At 66.6% G+C, this 15,803-nt stretch carries 12 protein-coding genes; 1 reads left to right on the top strand and 11 read right to left on the bottom strand.

Annotated elements, in window-relative coordinates:
* Positions 1-126: 126 nt before the first annotated feature.
* The 11 genes from ACLJOU_RS46525 to ACLJOU_RS46475 form a co-directional block, all read right to left on the bottom strand.
* Positions 127-1,359, bottom strand: a complete 1,233-nt coding sequence (locus tag ACLJOU_RS46525; RefSeq protein WP_410575715.1) for a cytochrome P450 — start codon at positions 1,357-1,359, stop codon at positions 127-129.
* A gap of 528 nt (positions 1,360-1,887) precedes the next feature.
* Complete coding sequence (locus tag ACLJOU_RS46520; protein ID WP_410575714.1) at positions 1,888-3,030, bottom strand: FAD-dependent oxidoreductase; 1,143 nt, start codon at positions 3,028-3,030, stop codon at positions 1,888-1,890.
* Between the two features lie 400 nt (positions 3,031-3,430).
* Entirely contained in the window at positions 3,431-4,975 is a 1,545-nt protein-coding gene (locus tag ACLJOU_RS46515; RefSeq protein ID WP_410575713.1) for an MFS transporter, read from the bottom strand.
* A gap of 89 nt (positions 4,976-5,064) precedes the next feature.
* On the bottom strand, positions 5,065-5,745 hold the full coding sequence (locus ACLJOU_RS46510; RefSeq protein ID WP_410575712.1) for an HAD family hydrolase: 681 nt from the start codon (positions 5,743-5,745) through the stop codon (positions 5,065-5,067).
* Positions 5,742-6,221, bottom strand: coding sequence for a class I SAM-dependent methyltransferase (locus ACLJOU_RS46505; protein WP_410575711.1), 480 nt, complete (start codon positions 6,219-6,221; stop codon positions 5,742-5,744). Before ACLJOU_RS46505 ends, ACLJOU_RS46510 begins: the two co-directional genes overlap by 4 nt.
* 146 nt (positions 6,222-6,367) lie before the next feature.
* Positions 6,368-7,048, bottom strand: coding sequence for a molybdopterin converting factor subunit 1 (gene moaD, locus ACLJOU_RS46500; protein WP_410575710.1), 681 nt, complete (start codon positions 7,046-7,048; stop codon positions 6,368-6,370).
* Between the two features lie 12 nt (positions 7,049-7,060).
* A complete protein-coding gene (gene moaC / locus ACLJOU_RS46495; protein ID WP_410575709.1) occupies positions 7,061-7,576 on the bottom strand; it encodes a cyclic pyranopterin monophosphate synthase MoaC in 516 nt (171 codons plus the stop codon).
* 4 nt (positions 7,577-7,580) lie between these two features.
* Positions 7,581-7,946, bottom strand: coding sequence for a 4a-hydroxytetrahydrobiopterin dehydratase (locus ACLJOU_RS46490; protein ID WP_410575708.1), 366 nt, complete (start codon positions 7,944-7,946; stop codon positions 7,581-7,583).
* The gene (locus ACLJOU_RS46485) at positions 7,927-9,252 is read right to left on the bottom strand and encodes a SufS family cysteine desulfurase (RefSeq protein ID WP_410575716.1); all 1,326 of its coding nucleotides are present in this window, start codon (positions 9,250-9,252) and stop codon (positions 7,927-7,929) included. Before ACLJOU_RS46485 ends, ACLJOU_RS46490 begins: the two co-directional genes overlap by 20 nt.
* Before the next feature lie 16 nt (positions 9,253-9,268).
* On the bottom strand, positions 9,269-10,333 hold the full coding sequence (moaA, locus tag ACLJOU_RS46480) for a GTP 3',8-cyclase MoaA (RefSeq protein WP_410575707.1): 1,065 nt from the start codon (positions 10,331-10,333) through the stop codon (positions 9,269-9,271).
* A 953-nt stretch (positions 10,334-11,286) separates the two neighbouring features.
* Positions 11,287-12,732, bottom strand: a complete 1,446-nt coding sequence (locus tag ACLJOU_RS46475) for an amidase (protein WP_410575706.1) — start codon at positions 12,730-12,732, stop codon at positions 11,287-11,289.
* A gap of 725 nt (positions 12,733-13,457) precedes the next feature.
* Here ACLJOU_RS46475 and ACLJOU_RS46470 point away from each other — a divergent pair.
* Positions 13,458-15,680 (top strand): hypothetical protein, encoded by a 2,223-nt coding sequence (locus tag ACLJOU_RS46470; protein WP_410575705.1) that lies wholly within the window; start codon positions 13,458-13,460, stop codon positions 15,678-15,680.
* Positions 15,681-15,803 lie beyond the last annotated feature (123 nt).

Here is a 15,803-nt window from a genome sequence, read left to right as displayed (position 1 = left end):
ACCGGATACCGACGTTTGACCCTGCGCTACGAACGCAAAGCAGAGCACTTCCTCGCCTTCGTCATCCTCGGAGCCAGTCTCACCTGCTACAAGAGACTCCGCAAACTCACCACATGAGACACGCTCTTACCAAGCTATTAAAACATCGCCAGGAAGCAGCACGTGGTTGTACCTGTCGAGTACATTGCTCTGATTGGCTGGTGAAACCAGATGCAAGTTCGGAACGCGCTGCAGCAGTGTGTGCAGAACGACCGTCAGCATGCGAGTGCCCACGGAGGACCCTGGGCACCTGTGCACTCCGTGGCCGAAAGCGAGGTGCCTGTTGTCCGTTCGCGTGATATCAAACTCGGTGGGATTCTGAAACTTCTCCTCGTCGAGATTTGCTGCGGCGACCGACGTTGCGACCACCGAACCCTTCGGAAAGAACCGCCCTGCGACCTCGACGTCCTCGAGGGCGATTCGAAGGTGATCGATCTCAATCGGGGCAATGAAGCGCAAGCATTCCTGTACTGCGGAGTCCAGCAACTCCGGGCGGGCGCGGAGGAGATTCCACTGGTCCGGGTGGCGCAGCAGCGCCATGATGGCGTAGGACAGCTGGGAAATGACCGGAAATGCGGTGGCGCTCATCGACTGGATGACCAGGCCGATCAAGTTGTCCTCAGGCAGAGGCTCCTCTTGGGCGTCGAACTCGGTCACGATCAGGCCGGCCACGTCGGAACTCGGCTTCTTGCGGCGGACACGGATCATCTCCGAAGCTATGGCACGCAGTTCGTCGGCCGCGCGGTACGTGTCGGCCCTTTCGACCCCTCCCAGCGCGAGCACTACGGCGAAGTTCGTCCTGAAGCGTTCGATAGTGCGTTCGGGGACGCCGACCAGCGCGGCGGAGAAGCGGGTCACCATCGGCTTGCAGAAGTCGTCGATCAAGTCGACGGGCAGAGACCCCGCGGCCAGGGTGGACAGCGTCTCGTCCATCGATCCCTGCACGAGGGCGTCGACCCTTTCGTCCGGCTGTGATCGCAGCGCACGCACGAATATGCCGCGCAGCTTGGTGTGGAGGGGTGGGTCGAGCATGAGCAAACCGGGGTACAACTTGACCCTGCGGGTCAGTTCAGGGGCGTCTTCGGCCGTTGCCGCAGCGATGCTGAACCTTCGATCAGCCAGGATTTCGCGGACGTCGTCGTACCGGGTGGCGAGCCACACCTTCCCTCCGGAAGGCAGCCGGATCTGAGCTATGGGCTCGTTCTTCTGCAGGTACAACATCTGCGGGGAAAGCTCGACGGCGATCTCCCGGGGAAACGGGAAGTCATAAATCCTCGATCCCGCACCTCCGGGCTCCGTGGAGGTCGCTGATCCAGTCATTTCTCCTCCAGTTGCATGCGAACGAGAAGTCGGCGTCATGCGCCATGGCGATATGGCTCGCGGTGGACCGGATCATGGGAAGACGGCTGGGTCTTGCCGGCGCGGCGCGGTGAATTGCGGGCAGTGGGTGCATGTTCATGCTATACCTCACGGCTTCGAGGATCACCTGCCCGCACGGGTAAGAGTTCAGGTACCTCGACCTGTGGTGCGGTCCGCCGTGAAAGGCCGGAGTTCGAGTGCCGATGCGACACGCGACCGGCTGCGTGCTTCCCGGACCACGCCATCGGCGGCCTCGGGCCGGAGCGCTCTGTTACCCGCGGCGACGAGGCGTGAACTGGACGACATCCGGCTCGCCGAACCGCTGCCGACCGAGTCGTCTATCCCGCCTTTCGGGGCCGTCCCAACGACGGCCTCCCGCCACGGACGTCACCTCCACAACAGGGCGTGCCCCGTGACCGCACCCCTCGGGAGTAATCACGCCCGGGCGTGGCGGCCCGGCTGGCCAAGCCCAAGCGGGGGACTCCGTGGTCAGAGGACGGGGACGCGGTGTGCCGCGATCCGTGCCGCCTCGGCGTCCAGGATCGGCAGGTAGAACTGAGCGAAGAGCTTCCAGATGAACTTCTGCGTGTGAGTGGACGGGTTCCTGAGCCACCCGGCTCGTCGTGCGCTGCGTACGACGTAGTCGCACCTCGCCTTCCGGACGGACTGGTACTCCATGAAGGCCGCGCCGGCACCCCGATGCTTTTTCAAGCAGGCGGCGAGGGTGACTGCGTCTTCCAGTCCGAGGGCAAATCCCTGCGCATGGTAGGGCGTGCTGGCATGAGCCGCGTCACCGAGGAGGCAGGCCGAACCGGAGAACCAGCGAGATAGGGGTGGTAGTTCGTAAACCTGGTGGGAGGACGCCGGCGGGTTTTGGCGGATCAGGCGCAAGATCTCTGCCGGGGCGTCGCCGAACTCCGCTTCGAGGATCGCGGACCAATATTTCGGGGAAGGTTCGCCGTGCTGGGTGACCGCAAACTGGGTCGGGTGGTAGAGGATTGCCGTCCAGAACGCGTTACCGGTGGCTGAGACGTTGGAGATGAACGACGACGCGGCGGTGCGGTATGTCAGTCTCGAGTCGCGACCCGCACTTGGGACGCCGGTTTGCAACCTGCTTGTGACGTAAGTTCTTTTCGTATACCTCGGCTTCGGCGTGTTCGGCAAGAGGAGCCGGCGGGTCGCGGAGTGCACGCCGTCGCAGCCCAGGAGAACATCGCCCGTCACGGTGGTTCCGTCGTGGAACCGGGCTTCCACGCCCCCGGCCGCGGGCAAGTGGATGCCGGTGAGCTCTTTGCCGAATTCGACCGGAATCCCGGCTTCGGTGGCCGCCTCGCGCAGGACTCGTGCTGCGACGTTTCGACGGATCGCGATGAACGGGTAGAGGGGCCGGTCGGTGGCCCCGCGCTTGTCGTCGGCGTAACGGACCTTGACGTACCCGTTGTGCCTGATCCGGGGTCCGCAGCTCAGGGCGTCGAGGATGGCCATGCCGTTGGGCGGGAAGTTCAGGATACCGCCGGTGCTTTCCCGAGGCCCGGCGGCCTTCTCCAGGATCACCGGGTCGACACCGGTGCGCCGCAGTGCGAGAGCGGCGGCTGGTCCGACCATTCCGCAGCCGATGATCAGCGCTTTCATGTGCGCCCCTCGGGCGAGGCACAGCGGATCGGGTGGGGCGCCGGGAGCACCGTTCTCCGGCGCGGCGCCCGACGCGTCGTGGGGGATCGGCTGACCGCAGTGCTCGATTCGGTATCGCCGCCGCGCCGCGAGGACTTCATGCTGATCGCTTCTCCTCGTCTGATGAAGCCGGGTTTCGCTGCAGACGCACACACGTTGTGCGGCCTGAGTTTAGGTGTTGCGTCCGGAGATCTGGGTTCCCGGATGGATAGGAACCGGTGCGCCCGACGGACGGTGGCGCACGTCGACGAGAGCCGGGTGGGGCGGCCCGCCTGGTGTGCAGTGCCGGCGTCCGTCCGAACGGACCTGGCCGAACCGACTTCACCGTGCCGCGACTTGCGACAGTGTGCACTCGACGTCCCTAGGGAGGAGTACGCGTTTGTCCGGTGGGGGACTCGGTGAGATATGAGCGCCACCCGACCGTCAGCACGAGCAGCGTCGCGAGCACACTGAGGAAGGCGACCCCCCAGAATACGCTGTCCGACACGTGCTGCAGCGCCTGTTGCAGGTAGGCCTGTCCTCGTGGGTCGCCGCTCGGGTCTCGGATGAAGCCGATGACGCCGTCTGCCGACGACGGTAGCTTCGTCGCGAGTTCGGCGGGGGCGGAGGCCATGCGGGTGGCGAGCGTCTCGTCGACCAGCGAGCCGAGTAGGCCCGCGCCGATGGCCATGCCGATCGTCCTCGCGTACAGCAGGGTGCCGGTGACGACCCCACGCTGGTGGTGCCGGGCAGCGGCCTGAACCCCGATCTGGGTCGACTGGATGAGCAGTCCGTTGGCTGCTCCGATTCCACCGACGCAGAGCACGATCACTGCGGGGGAGCCATCGGTGGAGGCCAGTGCGAGGGTGAGTCCGCTCATGCCGGACGCAAACGCGCCGATCAACGCGCTCCCCCGGAAACCGAGGACCAGGCACAGCCACCCCGACGCCGCTGAACCCGCGGGCCACCCCACCAGCAGAGCCACCAGCAATGGTCCCGGTCCGGCTCGCGCCGAGCCCGACGCAGCCTCGGCGAAGAACGGAAGGCAGACCAAGACGCCGCTGAGTGTGACTCCGGCGATGATGCGTACCGCGCAGACGGCACCGATGAACTGGTTGTGTAACAGCCATGTCGGTACGATCGGCTCGAAGGCGATGTGCTCCCGTTTGACGAATGCGAGGAAAAGCGCGGACGCCACGACGAGCAAGGCGGACGCCACGAGGAGCCGCAGCCCCTGCCAGTTCTGCTCGATGGCCAGGAGGAGGGTCAGAGTCGCGAGGACGAACAGCAGCGTGCCCGCGACGTCGAAGCGCGGGCGACGGTTCGGCTTTTGCTCGGACCAGCCCAGCATGAGCACGCCGGCCAGCAGACCCGGCGGGAGACCGGCCAGGAAAAGCCAACGCCACGACACGTGAGCCACGGCCACAGTTCCGATCAGCGGGCCGCACAGTCCGGTCAGGCCGTGCACCACGGACAGCGCCGTGACGAACTTCGCGCGCTGGCCCAGGCTGAACATGTCACCGGCGACGGTTTGGCTCAGCGACACGAGCCCACCTGCTCCGATGCCCTGGACCACGCGGAACCCGATCAAGGAGGGCATGCTCCACGCCAGTGCGCACAAGAGGGAACCGGTGAGGAACAGTGCCATCGAGGCGAGGAGGAGCGGCTTGCGCCCGTGGAGGTCGGCGAGCCGTCCGGCAATGGTCACCGTCGCCGCCGACGCCACGACGTAAACGGAGAAGATCCACGAGAACGAGTCGAGTCCGCCCAGTTCTGCCACGAGCGGGGGAACCATCGTCGTGACGATCGCGGAGTCCAGTCCCGCGAGTCCGATGGAGATCAGCAGGGCCACGGCCAGGGCATTGCGGCGCGGTCTCGGCGGCACAGCGGCACCGTGGGCGACGTGCTCCGGGTCGTCCTGTGGCATGTCACCTCCGACCGGAATGTCCTGCTCGGGTTCCTTGCTCGCGATGCGGAGGCTGGATGGAACGTGCCGATCCCGCCGTTGAGCCTTGATCAAAGACCGCGCGCTCGCCCGTGGTGATCCACGACGGCGCAGGCGATCTCGACGGCGTCGGCGGCGGACGATGCGACAGTGACACCCGCCGATCCGCGGTGAATCTCATCGATCGGCGCCAGGGAGGCCTCCTGGACGAGCACCATCCGTATGCCGACTTCGCGCGCCGAGTCGATATCGTTGACCGAGTCGCCGATGAGGACGGTCTCGTCCGGTGAGAGGTGTCGCTCGGTCATGAGAGCCGTCAGCTCCACGGACTTCGGCGCTTCGGCGGACCGCGATCCTCTCACCTCGTCGAACAGATCCTCGAGGTGGTGGTAGGCGACCGCCTGGACCACCTCCGTGTGGGGCCAGTGGGAAACCAGCGATTGGCCGGCCGCGAGCCGCCTCCCCCTGTCGAGCGCCGTCCGGGCACTGCGCACCAGCGGCGCACGCGCACGTCCGGCGTTGTAACGCGCGTGGAACCTGGCGTCCATCGAGGGCCACCGGTCCGGTGGAACGGGGCGCCGCAGCAGGTTCTCCACGCATGCCTGCAACGGTGTGGCGAACCTCGCTGTGACGGTCTCGGGCGTCAGGTCGACGACACCCTCTTCCGCGAGGAGGCCCAGCAGCGACTCGACGAACAGGGTCCGGTCGTCGAGGAGGGTGCCGTTCCAGTCCCAGATCAGATGGGGCTTCATTCCCGATCCTTCGGTCGTACGAGCTCACGCCGGGCGATCATGCGCCGTGCGGTCTCCATGCCGTGGGCATTCCGTTGCGGGAGGTCGTCCGCGCGCAGCACATGGAAGTCGGGCGGCAGGAGAGCAGCGGGCTCCCCCGGGGCGAGGCACCAGCTCGCACGCACATGTGACCGGCCGGCCGCGACCGGCGCTTCCCACAGGATCAGACCGCCCGGTGCGACCGCTCGGCAGGCTTCGAGGAACACCGCCGGGTCCCAGAAGTAGCGACACACCACGAGGGCGTAGTTCGGCCCGTCAGCCCTCCAAGCGCCGAGATCGGCGTGGACCAGGCTCAACCGTGCCAGGACATCCCTCCGCATCGCCAGCTGTTCCAGCCGGCGCAGCGCGGCGTCGGAGACGTCGATCGCTGTGACGCTTCGTCCTCGGGCGGCGAACTCGACGAGCGCGGACGAAGGTCCGCTGGCGAGTTCGAGCACGGCTCCTTCCGGGAGGTCGCGTCCGAGGACGTCGACCAGCCACGGGGGAGTGGCCGGCTCGGAGTCGGCGACCCCGAGCCGCTCGTACTTCTCGTTCCACTTGATCCGGTCCGGGTGGTCCAGGAGATCCGGCCTGGTCTCAACGGTCACGGTCGGTCACCAATCCACTCCGCGCCCGTCGGGGTGAGCTCCTTCTTCCAGATCGGAGTTTCGGCCTTGAGCAGTTCGATGGCGGTCCGCGCGGCCTCGAACGCTTCCGCCCGGTGTGGTGCCGCGGCGGCGATGACGACTGCGGCGTCGCCGATCGTGAGTTCTCCGACGCGGTGTTCGATGGCGACCTGTACGCCCTGGCCGATCGCCTCACAGCGTTCGATGATCGATTGGAACGTGCGCAGGGCCATCGAGTCGTACGCTTCGTAGTGCAAGCTGACGACGTCATGCCCATCGTTGTGGTCCCGGACGTTGCCCACGAACACGACGACGCCGCCTTGGGCCGGTCCGGTCACTGCTGCGACGACCCGACCGATGTCCAGCGGTCGGTCGGTCACCTGGTAGTACGGGCCCGATCCGCCGGCGACTTGGGGGATGAACGCGACAGTGTCGCCATGCTTGAGGAGCGTGGATCGTGGGGCGATCGACTCGTTGACCGCGAGCTGCACGTAATTGCAGTAAGCGGCGACTCTGGGGTGTCTGCCCGCCACATCCTCGACGAGGTCGGCGACGGTCGCTCCGTCGTCGAGTGCGACCTCCTCCGTCCTGAGGTTGCCACAGCGTTCCCGCACCAGGCCGAAGTACAGGACGTTGACGGCGATCTTGTCACCGGGCATTGCTCTTCCCTCCTACCGGTCCGCGCCGTCGACCGCGTGGTCGCGGTCTCGTACGTAGTGCCCTGAACGTCCGCCGGACTTCTCCTCGAGGACGATGCCGGTGATCGCCATGGCGCGGTCTGCCGCCTTGCACATGTCGTAGACGGTCAGCGCGGCCAAGCTGACGGCAGTGAGCGCTTCCATCTCCACACCGGTACGGCCCGTGGTGGTGACGGTCGCGGTGATCAGCAGCCGGTCCGGCAGGCTGGGCACGAGGTCCACCGACACGGCGTCGATGCCGAGTGGGTGGCACAACGGGATGAGGTCGCCGGTGCGTTTGGCGGCCATGATCCCCGCCAGCCTGGCGGCGGCGAGGACGTCGCCCTTTCCGACCGCTCCGCCGGTGATCAGCCCGAGGGTCGCCGGGGACATCACCACCGCACCCGAGGCTCGAGCCCGTCGAGTGGTGACGGCCTTGGCCGACACGTCGACCATGCGCGCGGCACCCTGCTCGTCGACGTGGGTCAGTGTGGTCTTCTCGCTCTGCACGACGTCACTCCCCGGGAACCATGAGGTCGTGGACCTCGTTGATCGACATCGCCAGGTCGAAGTCCAGTGACGTCAGACAGCCCATCTTGTGCGTCCACAATTCGACCGAAACGACCCGCTTGTCGCTGACGGAGAAGTCGGGGTGGTGGTTCGCGGACTGCGCCAACTCGGCCATGCGGTCGACAAACCTCATGGTGTCGTCGAAGGAGGGGAACCGGAAGGTCCGGCGGAGCCTCCCACCGCGCTCTTCCCACCCCGGTGTCGACTCGATGCCTTCCGCGATCTGCGCGGGGGTCAGCGCATGCTCACTGCCGTGACACACGGAGTGGTGCGTGACATGCTCCTGGTGGTCATGCCGACCGGCCAACATGAGACCCTCCTCGCTCTAGCTCGGCGCATGTGTGTGCGTTTCGGGTGCGCCCGTCGCGCGTCAGCAAGTCCTCGACACCGCCGACGAGCGCGTCGACGTCGGCGGAGGTGTTGTATAGGTAGAAACTCGCCCGCACCGTCGCGGGCAACCCGAACCTCTGGTGAAGCGGCTGAGCGCAGTGCTGCCCGATTCTCACCGCGACCCCCAGCTCGTCGAGGTGGTGGCCGACACGGTGGGCGGGTAGGCCGTCGACCACGAACGTCACCGTGCCGCCCCGGTCGTCGCCGTCCATGGGGCCGATCACCCGTACTTCGTGCATGGCGGACAGTCGCCTGAGCGCCGCGGCAGCCAACGCGCGTGAGTGTGCCGAGATCACGTCCATGCCCCACGTGCCGAGGTAGTCGACGGCGGCGGCCAGCCCGACGGCCTGCGCGGTGGCGGGCACTCCTGCTTCGAGGTGGTGGGGAGCCACCCGGAACGTCGCCGAGGTCATCGTCACGTGCTCCACCATCGAGCCACCGGTGAGCAGGGGCGGCAGCTGGTCGATCAGCTCACGGCGTACCCAGAGGACACCGATTCCCGAGGGACCGCACATCTTGTGACCGGAGAAGACGAGGACGTCCGCGCCGAGGGCGGCGGCGTCCACCGGCATGTGCGGCACCGACTGCGCCGCGTCGACGACGACCACCGCACCGACCTCGTGGGCGCGAGCCGCGACCACCGCCACCGGGTTGATGGTGCCCAGGACGTTCGACTGCTGGGTCAGCGCGACCACTCGGGTCCGGTCGTTGACGAGCGAGTCGAGAGCCGACAGATCGAGCCGGCCGTCATCGGTGACGTCGAACCAGCGTAGGGTGGCGCCCGTTCGCGCGCAAACCTGTTGCCAGGGCAGGATGTTGGCGTGGTGCTCCATTTCGGTGATCACGACTTCGTCGCCGGGACGCAGCGCGAGCTCGTTGGCCGAGGGGGTCATCGCATGCGTCACCACGTTGAGCGACTCCGTCGCACTTCGGGTGAACACGACTTCCCCGTGGTCCGCTCCGAGGAACGACGCGACGGTCGCGCGTGCGCCCTCGTAGGCGGTGGTGGCCTCGACCGACAGCTGGTGGGCGCTGCGGTGCGCCGCCGAGTTGGACTGCTCGTAGAAGGCGCGCTCCGCGTCGAGCACCTGGCGTGGTTTTTGTGACGTGGCGCCCGAGTCGAGGTAGACGAGACGCCGCCCGTTCCGCATCTCCCTGTCCAGGATGGGGAAGTCTGCGGCGGCCCCGGCCAGACGCGCCGCCGCCAGTTCGGGTGGTGAGGTCATGCCGGCCCCTTTCCGATCAACCGCCTCGGGTGTGCATTTCCAGGTGTGGATCGCGTTTGAGCTGGTCGGCGGGCAGGAATACCTTGCGCTCGCGCATGTTGCTTCGGTTCTCGGCACCGCGGTCGGCTCGCCGCGTCCAACCGGCCGCCAGCAGTGCCCGGAGCTCCTCGTCGGTCACGCCCGAGCGCAACGAGTGGCGCAGGTTGGTACCGGCGAGCGAATAGAGGCAGTGCAGCCACATTCCGTCGGCAGTGACGCGAGACCGGTTGCACGTCGAGCAGAACGGTTCCGTCGTCGATGCGATGATTCCGAACGTGGCTCCGTCGGGAAGCATAAAGCGGGAGGCGGGAGCGGCGTCGGATTTCGGCAGTGCCTCGATCGACCCGTAGCGCTTGGTGAGGAGCTCGAGCATCTCCGCCTTGGGGAAGACCTTGTCCTTCGACCAGTGCGTCGCTCCTCCGACATCCATGTACTCGATGAAGCGAACCTCGGCGGGCACTGTTCTGGCGAACTCGATCAGGTCGCCGAGCTCGTCTTCGTTGAACCCACGCATGACGACGGAGTCCAGTTTCGTGTCCTGAAATCCGGCCGCGGGGACCGACCGGATTCCTTCGATGACCTTGTGGTGGGTCTTCCGCTTGCTGAGCGCGGCGAACCGGTGGGGATCGAGGGTGTCGATGCTGATCGTGACCCGTCTCAGTCCGGCGGCCTTCAGAGCGTCGAGCTTGTCCGAGAGCAGGACGCCATTGGTGGTAATTGCCAGGTCATCGAGGCCGGACGTGTCGTCGAAGTGCTGCGCGATCCGCTGCACGATCTCCGGCAGATTGGGCCGGATCAGGGGTTCACCGCCCGTGAGCCGAACCTTGGTGACGCCCAAGCTGATGAATGCCGAAACGAGACGCCCGATCTCGTCCACAGTGAGCAGATCCGTTCTGGGCAGCCACGTGTAATGCTCTTCGGGCATGCAGTACTGGCATCTCAAGTTGCATTGATCAATGACCGAAAGTCGGAGATCGCCCATGGGCCTGGCGAAGAGATCGGTTACCGGCGCGGCTGGAGTGCTCGGTGTGGGTGCGTTCACGGCTCAATTCTCCGCCCTTCGGATCGACGGTCGGTATTGCTCCTGTGATCGGAGTCACTCGGTGGAAGTGTAGTTTGCGGGAGGGGATGAGCGAGTGCCCCTTGGGGTCGTATTGGGAATAGCTCGTCTTCCCGAAAGGGCGGTGTGCGATCCCTCCGGGCAGCCCTTTTGTCGTGCGAATGCCGGAGAGGTGGTGTAAGCACGTCCGTTTGCGGCCGTCGGGTCGGCGGCTCAACCGGACCGAGGGTGCCCGACGACGGTTGCCGGCCGGCGACCGTCACGAGCGCGGTCGGCCAACCGTGGCGGCCCGCATCCGACGGCATCGGGGCGGCGGTTCGTGGCGGTCGGTCGCGGCGCGGCCGCGCATTCACGGCGTGGTTCTGCTGCACCTGCCCTGCCCGCGTGCGCCGGGCCTGCTGCAGCAGTCAACCGGCCGGCTCCCCGAACCGTGAAGTTCTGGCTCGAGGTCAACCAGTTCACCCACTCCGTCCTCGTCTCCGACGGTTCCCAGGTCGACGTACTGCAGTACCTCGTTGACCGCCTGGGTCGACCCTCGCGCCCGCTCGGCTGAACTCAGCCGCGCACCGAGGTGTTCGTGCGGACCCAGGTCGGGTTGGCTGTACGGGCATCCCGCCAGGACGAACCGCGCGGCGGGTGGCGGGGGCCTGTGGAGCTATGATGTGCTTCCGCTCGCCGATGCCGAAGCGGGCCGATCACATCGCCGTCGGTGCGCTCTTCGCCCACATGAACGGTCTCGGATCGACTCGAGTTGACGCAAGAACGGTTGATGGTGGTGCGCACGGTGATGGGCGCGCCCAGCCGGGGAGTACCGTCGTCCTTTCCGGACGGTGCCGGAGCGGTTTGCGAAGATCGCGAACAGAAAGCTTCCGAGGTGGATCCGCTTGACCTCGTGCTTGACCGGCGACGCCGACTGGCCGGCGGTGCGCTGATGGCTACGGTCGTGGGGGAGTGTCCTCGGGGGGCGGGACCGGCTGGTTCCGGGACTGCTCGTCGTGGCGGAACCCGGGTGGGATGCGCTGCGCCCAAGGCCGTGCCTGTTCCAGTTGCCCGGACAGGGACAGCAGTGTGCATTCGTCGTGCCGGCGGCCGATGAGCTGGACTCCCAGCGGCAACCCGGCGGTGGTGTGCCCGGCCGGCACCACGGCGGCGGGGTTCCCCGCGATGTTCCACAGCGGGAGGAAGGTCGCGTAGCTCGCGGACGACGACAGGGCACGCACCACGCGGATGCCATCCCATTCGGCGATCTTGATGGGCGGACGGGAAAGTGCCGGGGTGAGGAGCACGTCGACTTCGGCGAATATCCGATTCGCGAACTCCGTTAGGCGGGCGTCGCCGCGGTTGGCCCATCGGACCAGCGGCTTCGGCAGGCGGCGTCCCAACTCGCCCACCGCCTTTGTGCGTGGTTCGACTGCGTCCGGCAGTTCCATGGTCATCCGCGCCTCGTGCGCGTTGGAGAGGTACCGCATGCCGAAGGCAGTGGATGCGGTGAGGTCCTTCATCGGGGGATCCAGCCGGACCACGTCATGACCGAGTTCGGAAAGGAGCACCACCGTGCGCAACACCGAGTTGCGTGGTTCGTCATCGATCCGGATCCCCGGTCCCCACGGTCGGAGCGAGACACCGATGCGGAGACGGGACGGGTGGGTGCGTGCGGCTTCGGTGAAGGTCGTCCTCGGTGGCCGTGCCACGTGCTCGTCGTCCGGCTCGGCGCCGACGAGTTGGTCGGCGATCAGCGCCCAGTCGAGTACTGTGCGGGTGAGCGGCGCGACGACCACGAGACCACCCCACAGTTGTTGCTCCGGGGCCATGGACACGCGTCCGCGCTGGGGCTTGATGGTGAACAAGCCCGTGACCGAGGCCGGGACGCTCAACGATCCCCCGCCGTCGGTGCCGATGGCTGCGGCTGCCAGTCCCGCCGCGACGGCTGCGGCGGGACCACCACTGGACCCGCCGGGAGAATGCTCGAGCGACCACGGGTTGCGAGTCGGGCCGGCCCACGTCGTCTCGGTGAACGGCCACAGTCCCAGTTCGGGCATCCGTGCGCGCCCGATGACGATGGCGCCGGCGGCACGCAGTCTGCGTACGACGGCGGCATCGGCCGGCGCCGGGGTGTGGGCGGCGTTGGTCCCCTTCGTCGTCGGCAGTCCGGCGAGCGCGATGTCCTCTTTGACCGCGATCGCCACACCCAGCAACGGCGCGTCCTCTCCGCGCTCCCGGCGCCGGTCGGCCGCGTCCGCCTGTGCGAGCGCCTCCTCGCCGAACACCAGTCGATAGGCGTTGAGCTGTTCGTTGAAATGATCGATGCGCGAGAGGTACTCGGTCACAAGTTCCCGCGCGGTCACTTCGCCGGCTCTCATGGCGTCGAGCTGGCGTGCCACTCCAGCGAAGCACAGCCCTGTCGGTCGCATTGTCGAACGGTAAGCGCGCAGCCGGTAGTCGGAGACCGAGCGGGAGTCCGGCTCCCCGTTTCTTGTCCTCCCGGGAAGCGGCCCCGGTCGGTCGAGACATGATCTGCGACGGCCCGGCAGCGGCCGTCGGTAGCCGGGGTGACCGTCGGGTGACGCGCGGGCAATCCCGGACAGGGGCACGAGAGCGGTCCTGGAAGGTGCCGCTGCGACGCCTGAGTACCGATGGGCGCTCCCGCCCGGGCGGACGTCTCATGACCCGCACTGCCGGCTGCGCGCTGCGTGGCTTGTCGGGCCCGGGGCGGGAGTCCCGGCCAGGTGGGTGGGATGGTGGTGCGATCGCGCCCACCGGTGGCCCTTGGCGTCGTAGGTGACCGACGGTGGGCTCGTCGCTGCCCCGCGTCCGGGGCCTTCGGCGGCCGACCACCGCTGTGACTTCCGGACGTGTCCATCGGCACGCCGGCAGCACCGACGCGTCGACCCGCGGAATCGTCCAGGTCCGGCAGCGGAGCAAGGTTGCGGACCTCGCGCCTGCACCGCCGGCCCGACGGAATCGCCGTCGCGAACGGTGAGGCATCGGTGGCGGACGCCTTGAAGGTGATCTTGTCTTCGTAACCCGCGCGCCGATCCGGCCAAGCCATCAGGCAGCGCGGCCACCGGGCCTTGTTCGACGGCTCCTCCATGGCCAGCCTGGGAGGATGACATATCCCACTGCGGCGGATCAGGAAGCCGAGCTGTGGCTGCGGAGCGTGGCCCAGGACGCTGCTGTCCAGGGATGGAGGGTCATTCCTGACGGAAGTCTGGACACATTGCTCACGGCACTGTACGGCGACCGTCAGGCCGAGGCACTCTCCGGTTTCTTGCTGGCGTGGGCCTCCCGGACAGGTTCTCTCAGCGTCGAATCCGTGCTACAGCGGATGATATCGGCATTGACCTCGATGGGTGAGGGCGTTCCGCTGGAGACAAGCGTCAAGGGAATCGTGGAACGGCTGGTCCAGGAAGGCGTGACGAGAATCGAGGACGAAGACGCCCTGGACAAGTTATTGGAAGAACACTACGGAACCGGGTGGCTGGCCGCCAGAAACTGCCTGGCGGACTGGGTCATTCAGGAACACGTGGTCGACCTGCCGTACAACCTGGAGAATCTGATCTCCGAGCGCCGGAAAGCGTCGGCCCCGGCGAGCGCCGGTGTTGGAGCTCCTCCGGTGCAGGCCGGTGTGAATGTCTCGAATGTCGCGAGTGCGCAGCCCGTTGCGCCAACCGTGGCGCCCGACTGGGTGTTTCAGGTCGCGGTGTGGCTCGCGGCGTTGCCGGGGCATCTGGATCCCAGCGACAACGTGCTGCAGCAGAACATCCTCCACTACGCCATGGGACTGTCCGGAAGTGACGCACAGGCCACGTGGAACGGGCTGGTCACGGCAGCGCCGAGTTTCGGGGCGCAGGCCGCGGACCCGATCGACCTGATCACCAGGATGCACGCGTGGGGACGGCAGCGCGCACTGCACACGAACAATCCTGCCGTACCGGCTCGAGATCCCCGGTTGACGGGCGCCACGGGCGTGGCGCCGCACCGTGGCGGCATGCCGGCCGCATCGGGCGTTCCGGCCACCCAAGCGGCGCGCGAACCGCAGCGGCCCGTCGGCCAGCTGCGGTCGACGATGCCGGCCCCGGCGATTACCCCGGTCGACGATCGGGCCAAAGGACCGCAGCTCCGGTTCCACAACGTGTCGGGACCGTCCGCGGTGGCTGAGTGGGTGCGCACACATCTCGACTCCGAAGGTGAGCCGAATCTTTCCTGGGTCAACGAGCGGATGAAGAAGTTCACTCCAGAGCAGAGGGCGATTCTGTCGTACATTGTGGAAAACAAGGTGACCGTCATTGGCGACGTTCCGCCGGCTCTCTTCGCCAAAGCGCATGTTCAGAAGGCATTGTACCAGTTCGCCGTAGCCATCGGTGCGGAGCAGCTCGGCAAGTCGAATGAACGCCTCGAGTTGTTCCGCTATCTCGCGATCGAGCGTCGCTTGATCCAGGTGAGTTTGGTGGCGGGCGAGAAGGTGAGGAAGGCCACGCGCAAGGCGCCCCCGGCCGGCGCCGATCCGCACTCGAACAAGAAGGCGAAGGTCGCTGCGAGACCATCGGCCACCCTGATGTCGCGAAATGATCCGTTGTGGGTACGATTGGCGCAATGGGTCGATCTCAACCTAGCGGAACCGAATCCGAATCCGGAGGAGGACGGCCGTGTGCTTGTGTCGGCGTTGGTAGGCTGGCGGGGGCAGAACCCTGAATATTGGGCACAGCAGCTTATCGCCTGGAGTGGCTCGCCTCTTCCGGTAGCAGTGCAGCAACTGCGCGACTGGGGCCGCAAAATCAGGGCGGAACAGGCGTTCGCAGCGGAGGTGGACAACGAGGCCGTCGACATGAGCGCCGCCTACGTGGACAACACATCGGAGATCAAAGCGCGCGTTCTCGCGGCGATCTCGAATGGCGCAAATTCGGTCGCCGAAATCATGGAGGCGCTCAACCACAAGAAACGCACGACGGTTGACCAGATTTTGAACGAACTGGCCGGTGAGTACAGCCTCGGGGACACCGACAACGCGGCCCGCATCGGCCTTCTCCGGGACATTCTCCGGACGAGAGGTATGAAGCTCCACATCGAGCAGGATGGACTCCTGCACAACCACGTGCTAAGTCCCATTCGCCGCGAACACGAGATACTTGATGCCATAAAGGGAGGTCACGCGAGCTTGGAGGCCGTCGCTGCTGCCACGAACCTGGCCGCCGGTACGGTCGTACTTTCGCTGGGTTCGCTGGCAAGAGCGCTCAACATCGACTCCCGGAGGGGCGACGGTGTCGATCTGCCCACACTGAGGATCAGGCTGATCGGCGAGATGCTCGCGGCCGAGCGCATCACTTACTAGTGTTATGCGCCATAAATCCGTCCTTGAAGTGTAGGGTGCATGGATGGCACGTACCGGCAGGCCGATGCCCCTGTTGACTTTGACTGAGGACGAGCGGGACACGTTGCAGCGCTGGGCACGGCG

It is taken from the genome of Amycolatopsis sp. cmx-4-61 (assembly GCF_046548775.1).
Taxonomy (GTDB): Bacteria; Actinomycetota; Actinomycetes; order Mycobacteriales; family Pseudonocardiaceae; genus Amycolatopsis.
This window is presented reverse-complemented; position numbering and strand designations above follow the sequence as displayed.

Excerpts from the sequence above, each read along its gene's own strand:
- moaD (WP_410575710.1), bottom strand. The coding sequence starts at position 7,048 with ATGCCCGGTGACAAGATCGCCGTCAACGTCCTGTACTTCGGCCTGGTG.
- ACLJOU_RS46485 (WP_410575716.1), bottom strand. The coding sequence starts at position 9,252 with ATGACCTCACCACCCGAACTGGCGGCGGCGCGTCTGGCCGGGGCCGCC.
- ACLJOU_RS46525 (WP_410575715.1), bottom strand. The coding sequence starts at position 1,359 with ATGACTGGATCAGCGACCTCCACGGAGCCCGGAGGTGCGGGATCGAGG.
- ACLJOU_RS46490 (WP_410575708.1), bottom strand. The coding sequence starts at position 7,946 with ATGTTGGCCGGTCGGCATGACCACCAGGAGCATGTCACGCACCACTCC.
- ACLJOU_RS46470 (WP_410575705.1), top strand. The coding sequence starts at position 13,458 with ATGACATATCCCACTGCGGCGGATCAGGAAGCCGAGCTGTGGCTGCGG.
- ACLJOU_RS46515 (WP_410575713.1), bottom strand. The coding sequence starts at position 4,975 with ATGCCACAGGACGACCCGGAGCACGTCGCCCACGGTGCCGCTGTGCCG.
- ACLJOU_RS46510 (WP_410575712.1), bottom strand. The coding sequence starts at position 5,745 with ATGAAGCCCCATCTGATCTGGGACTGGAACGGCACCCTCCTCGACGAC.
- ACLJOU_RS46520 (WP_410575714.1), bottom strand. The coding sequence starts at position 3,030 with ATGAAAGCGCTGATCATCGGCTGCGGAATGGTCGGACCAGCCGCCGCT.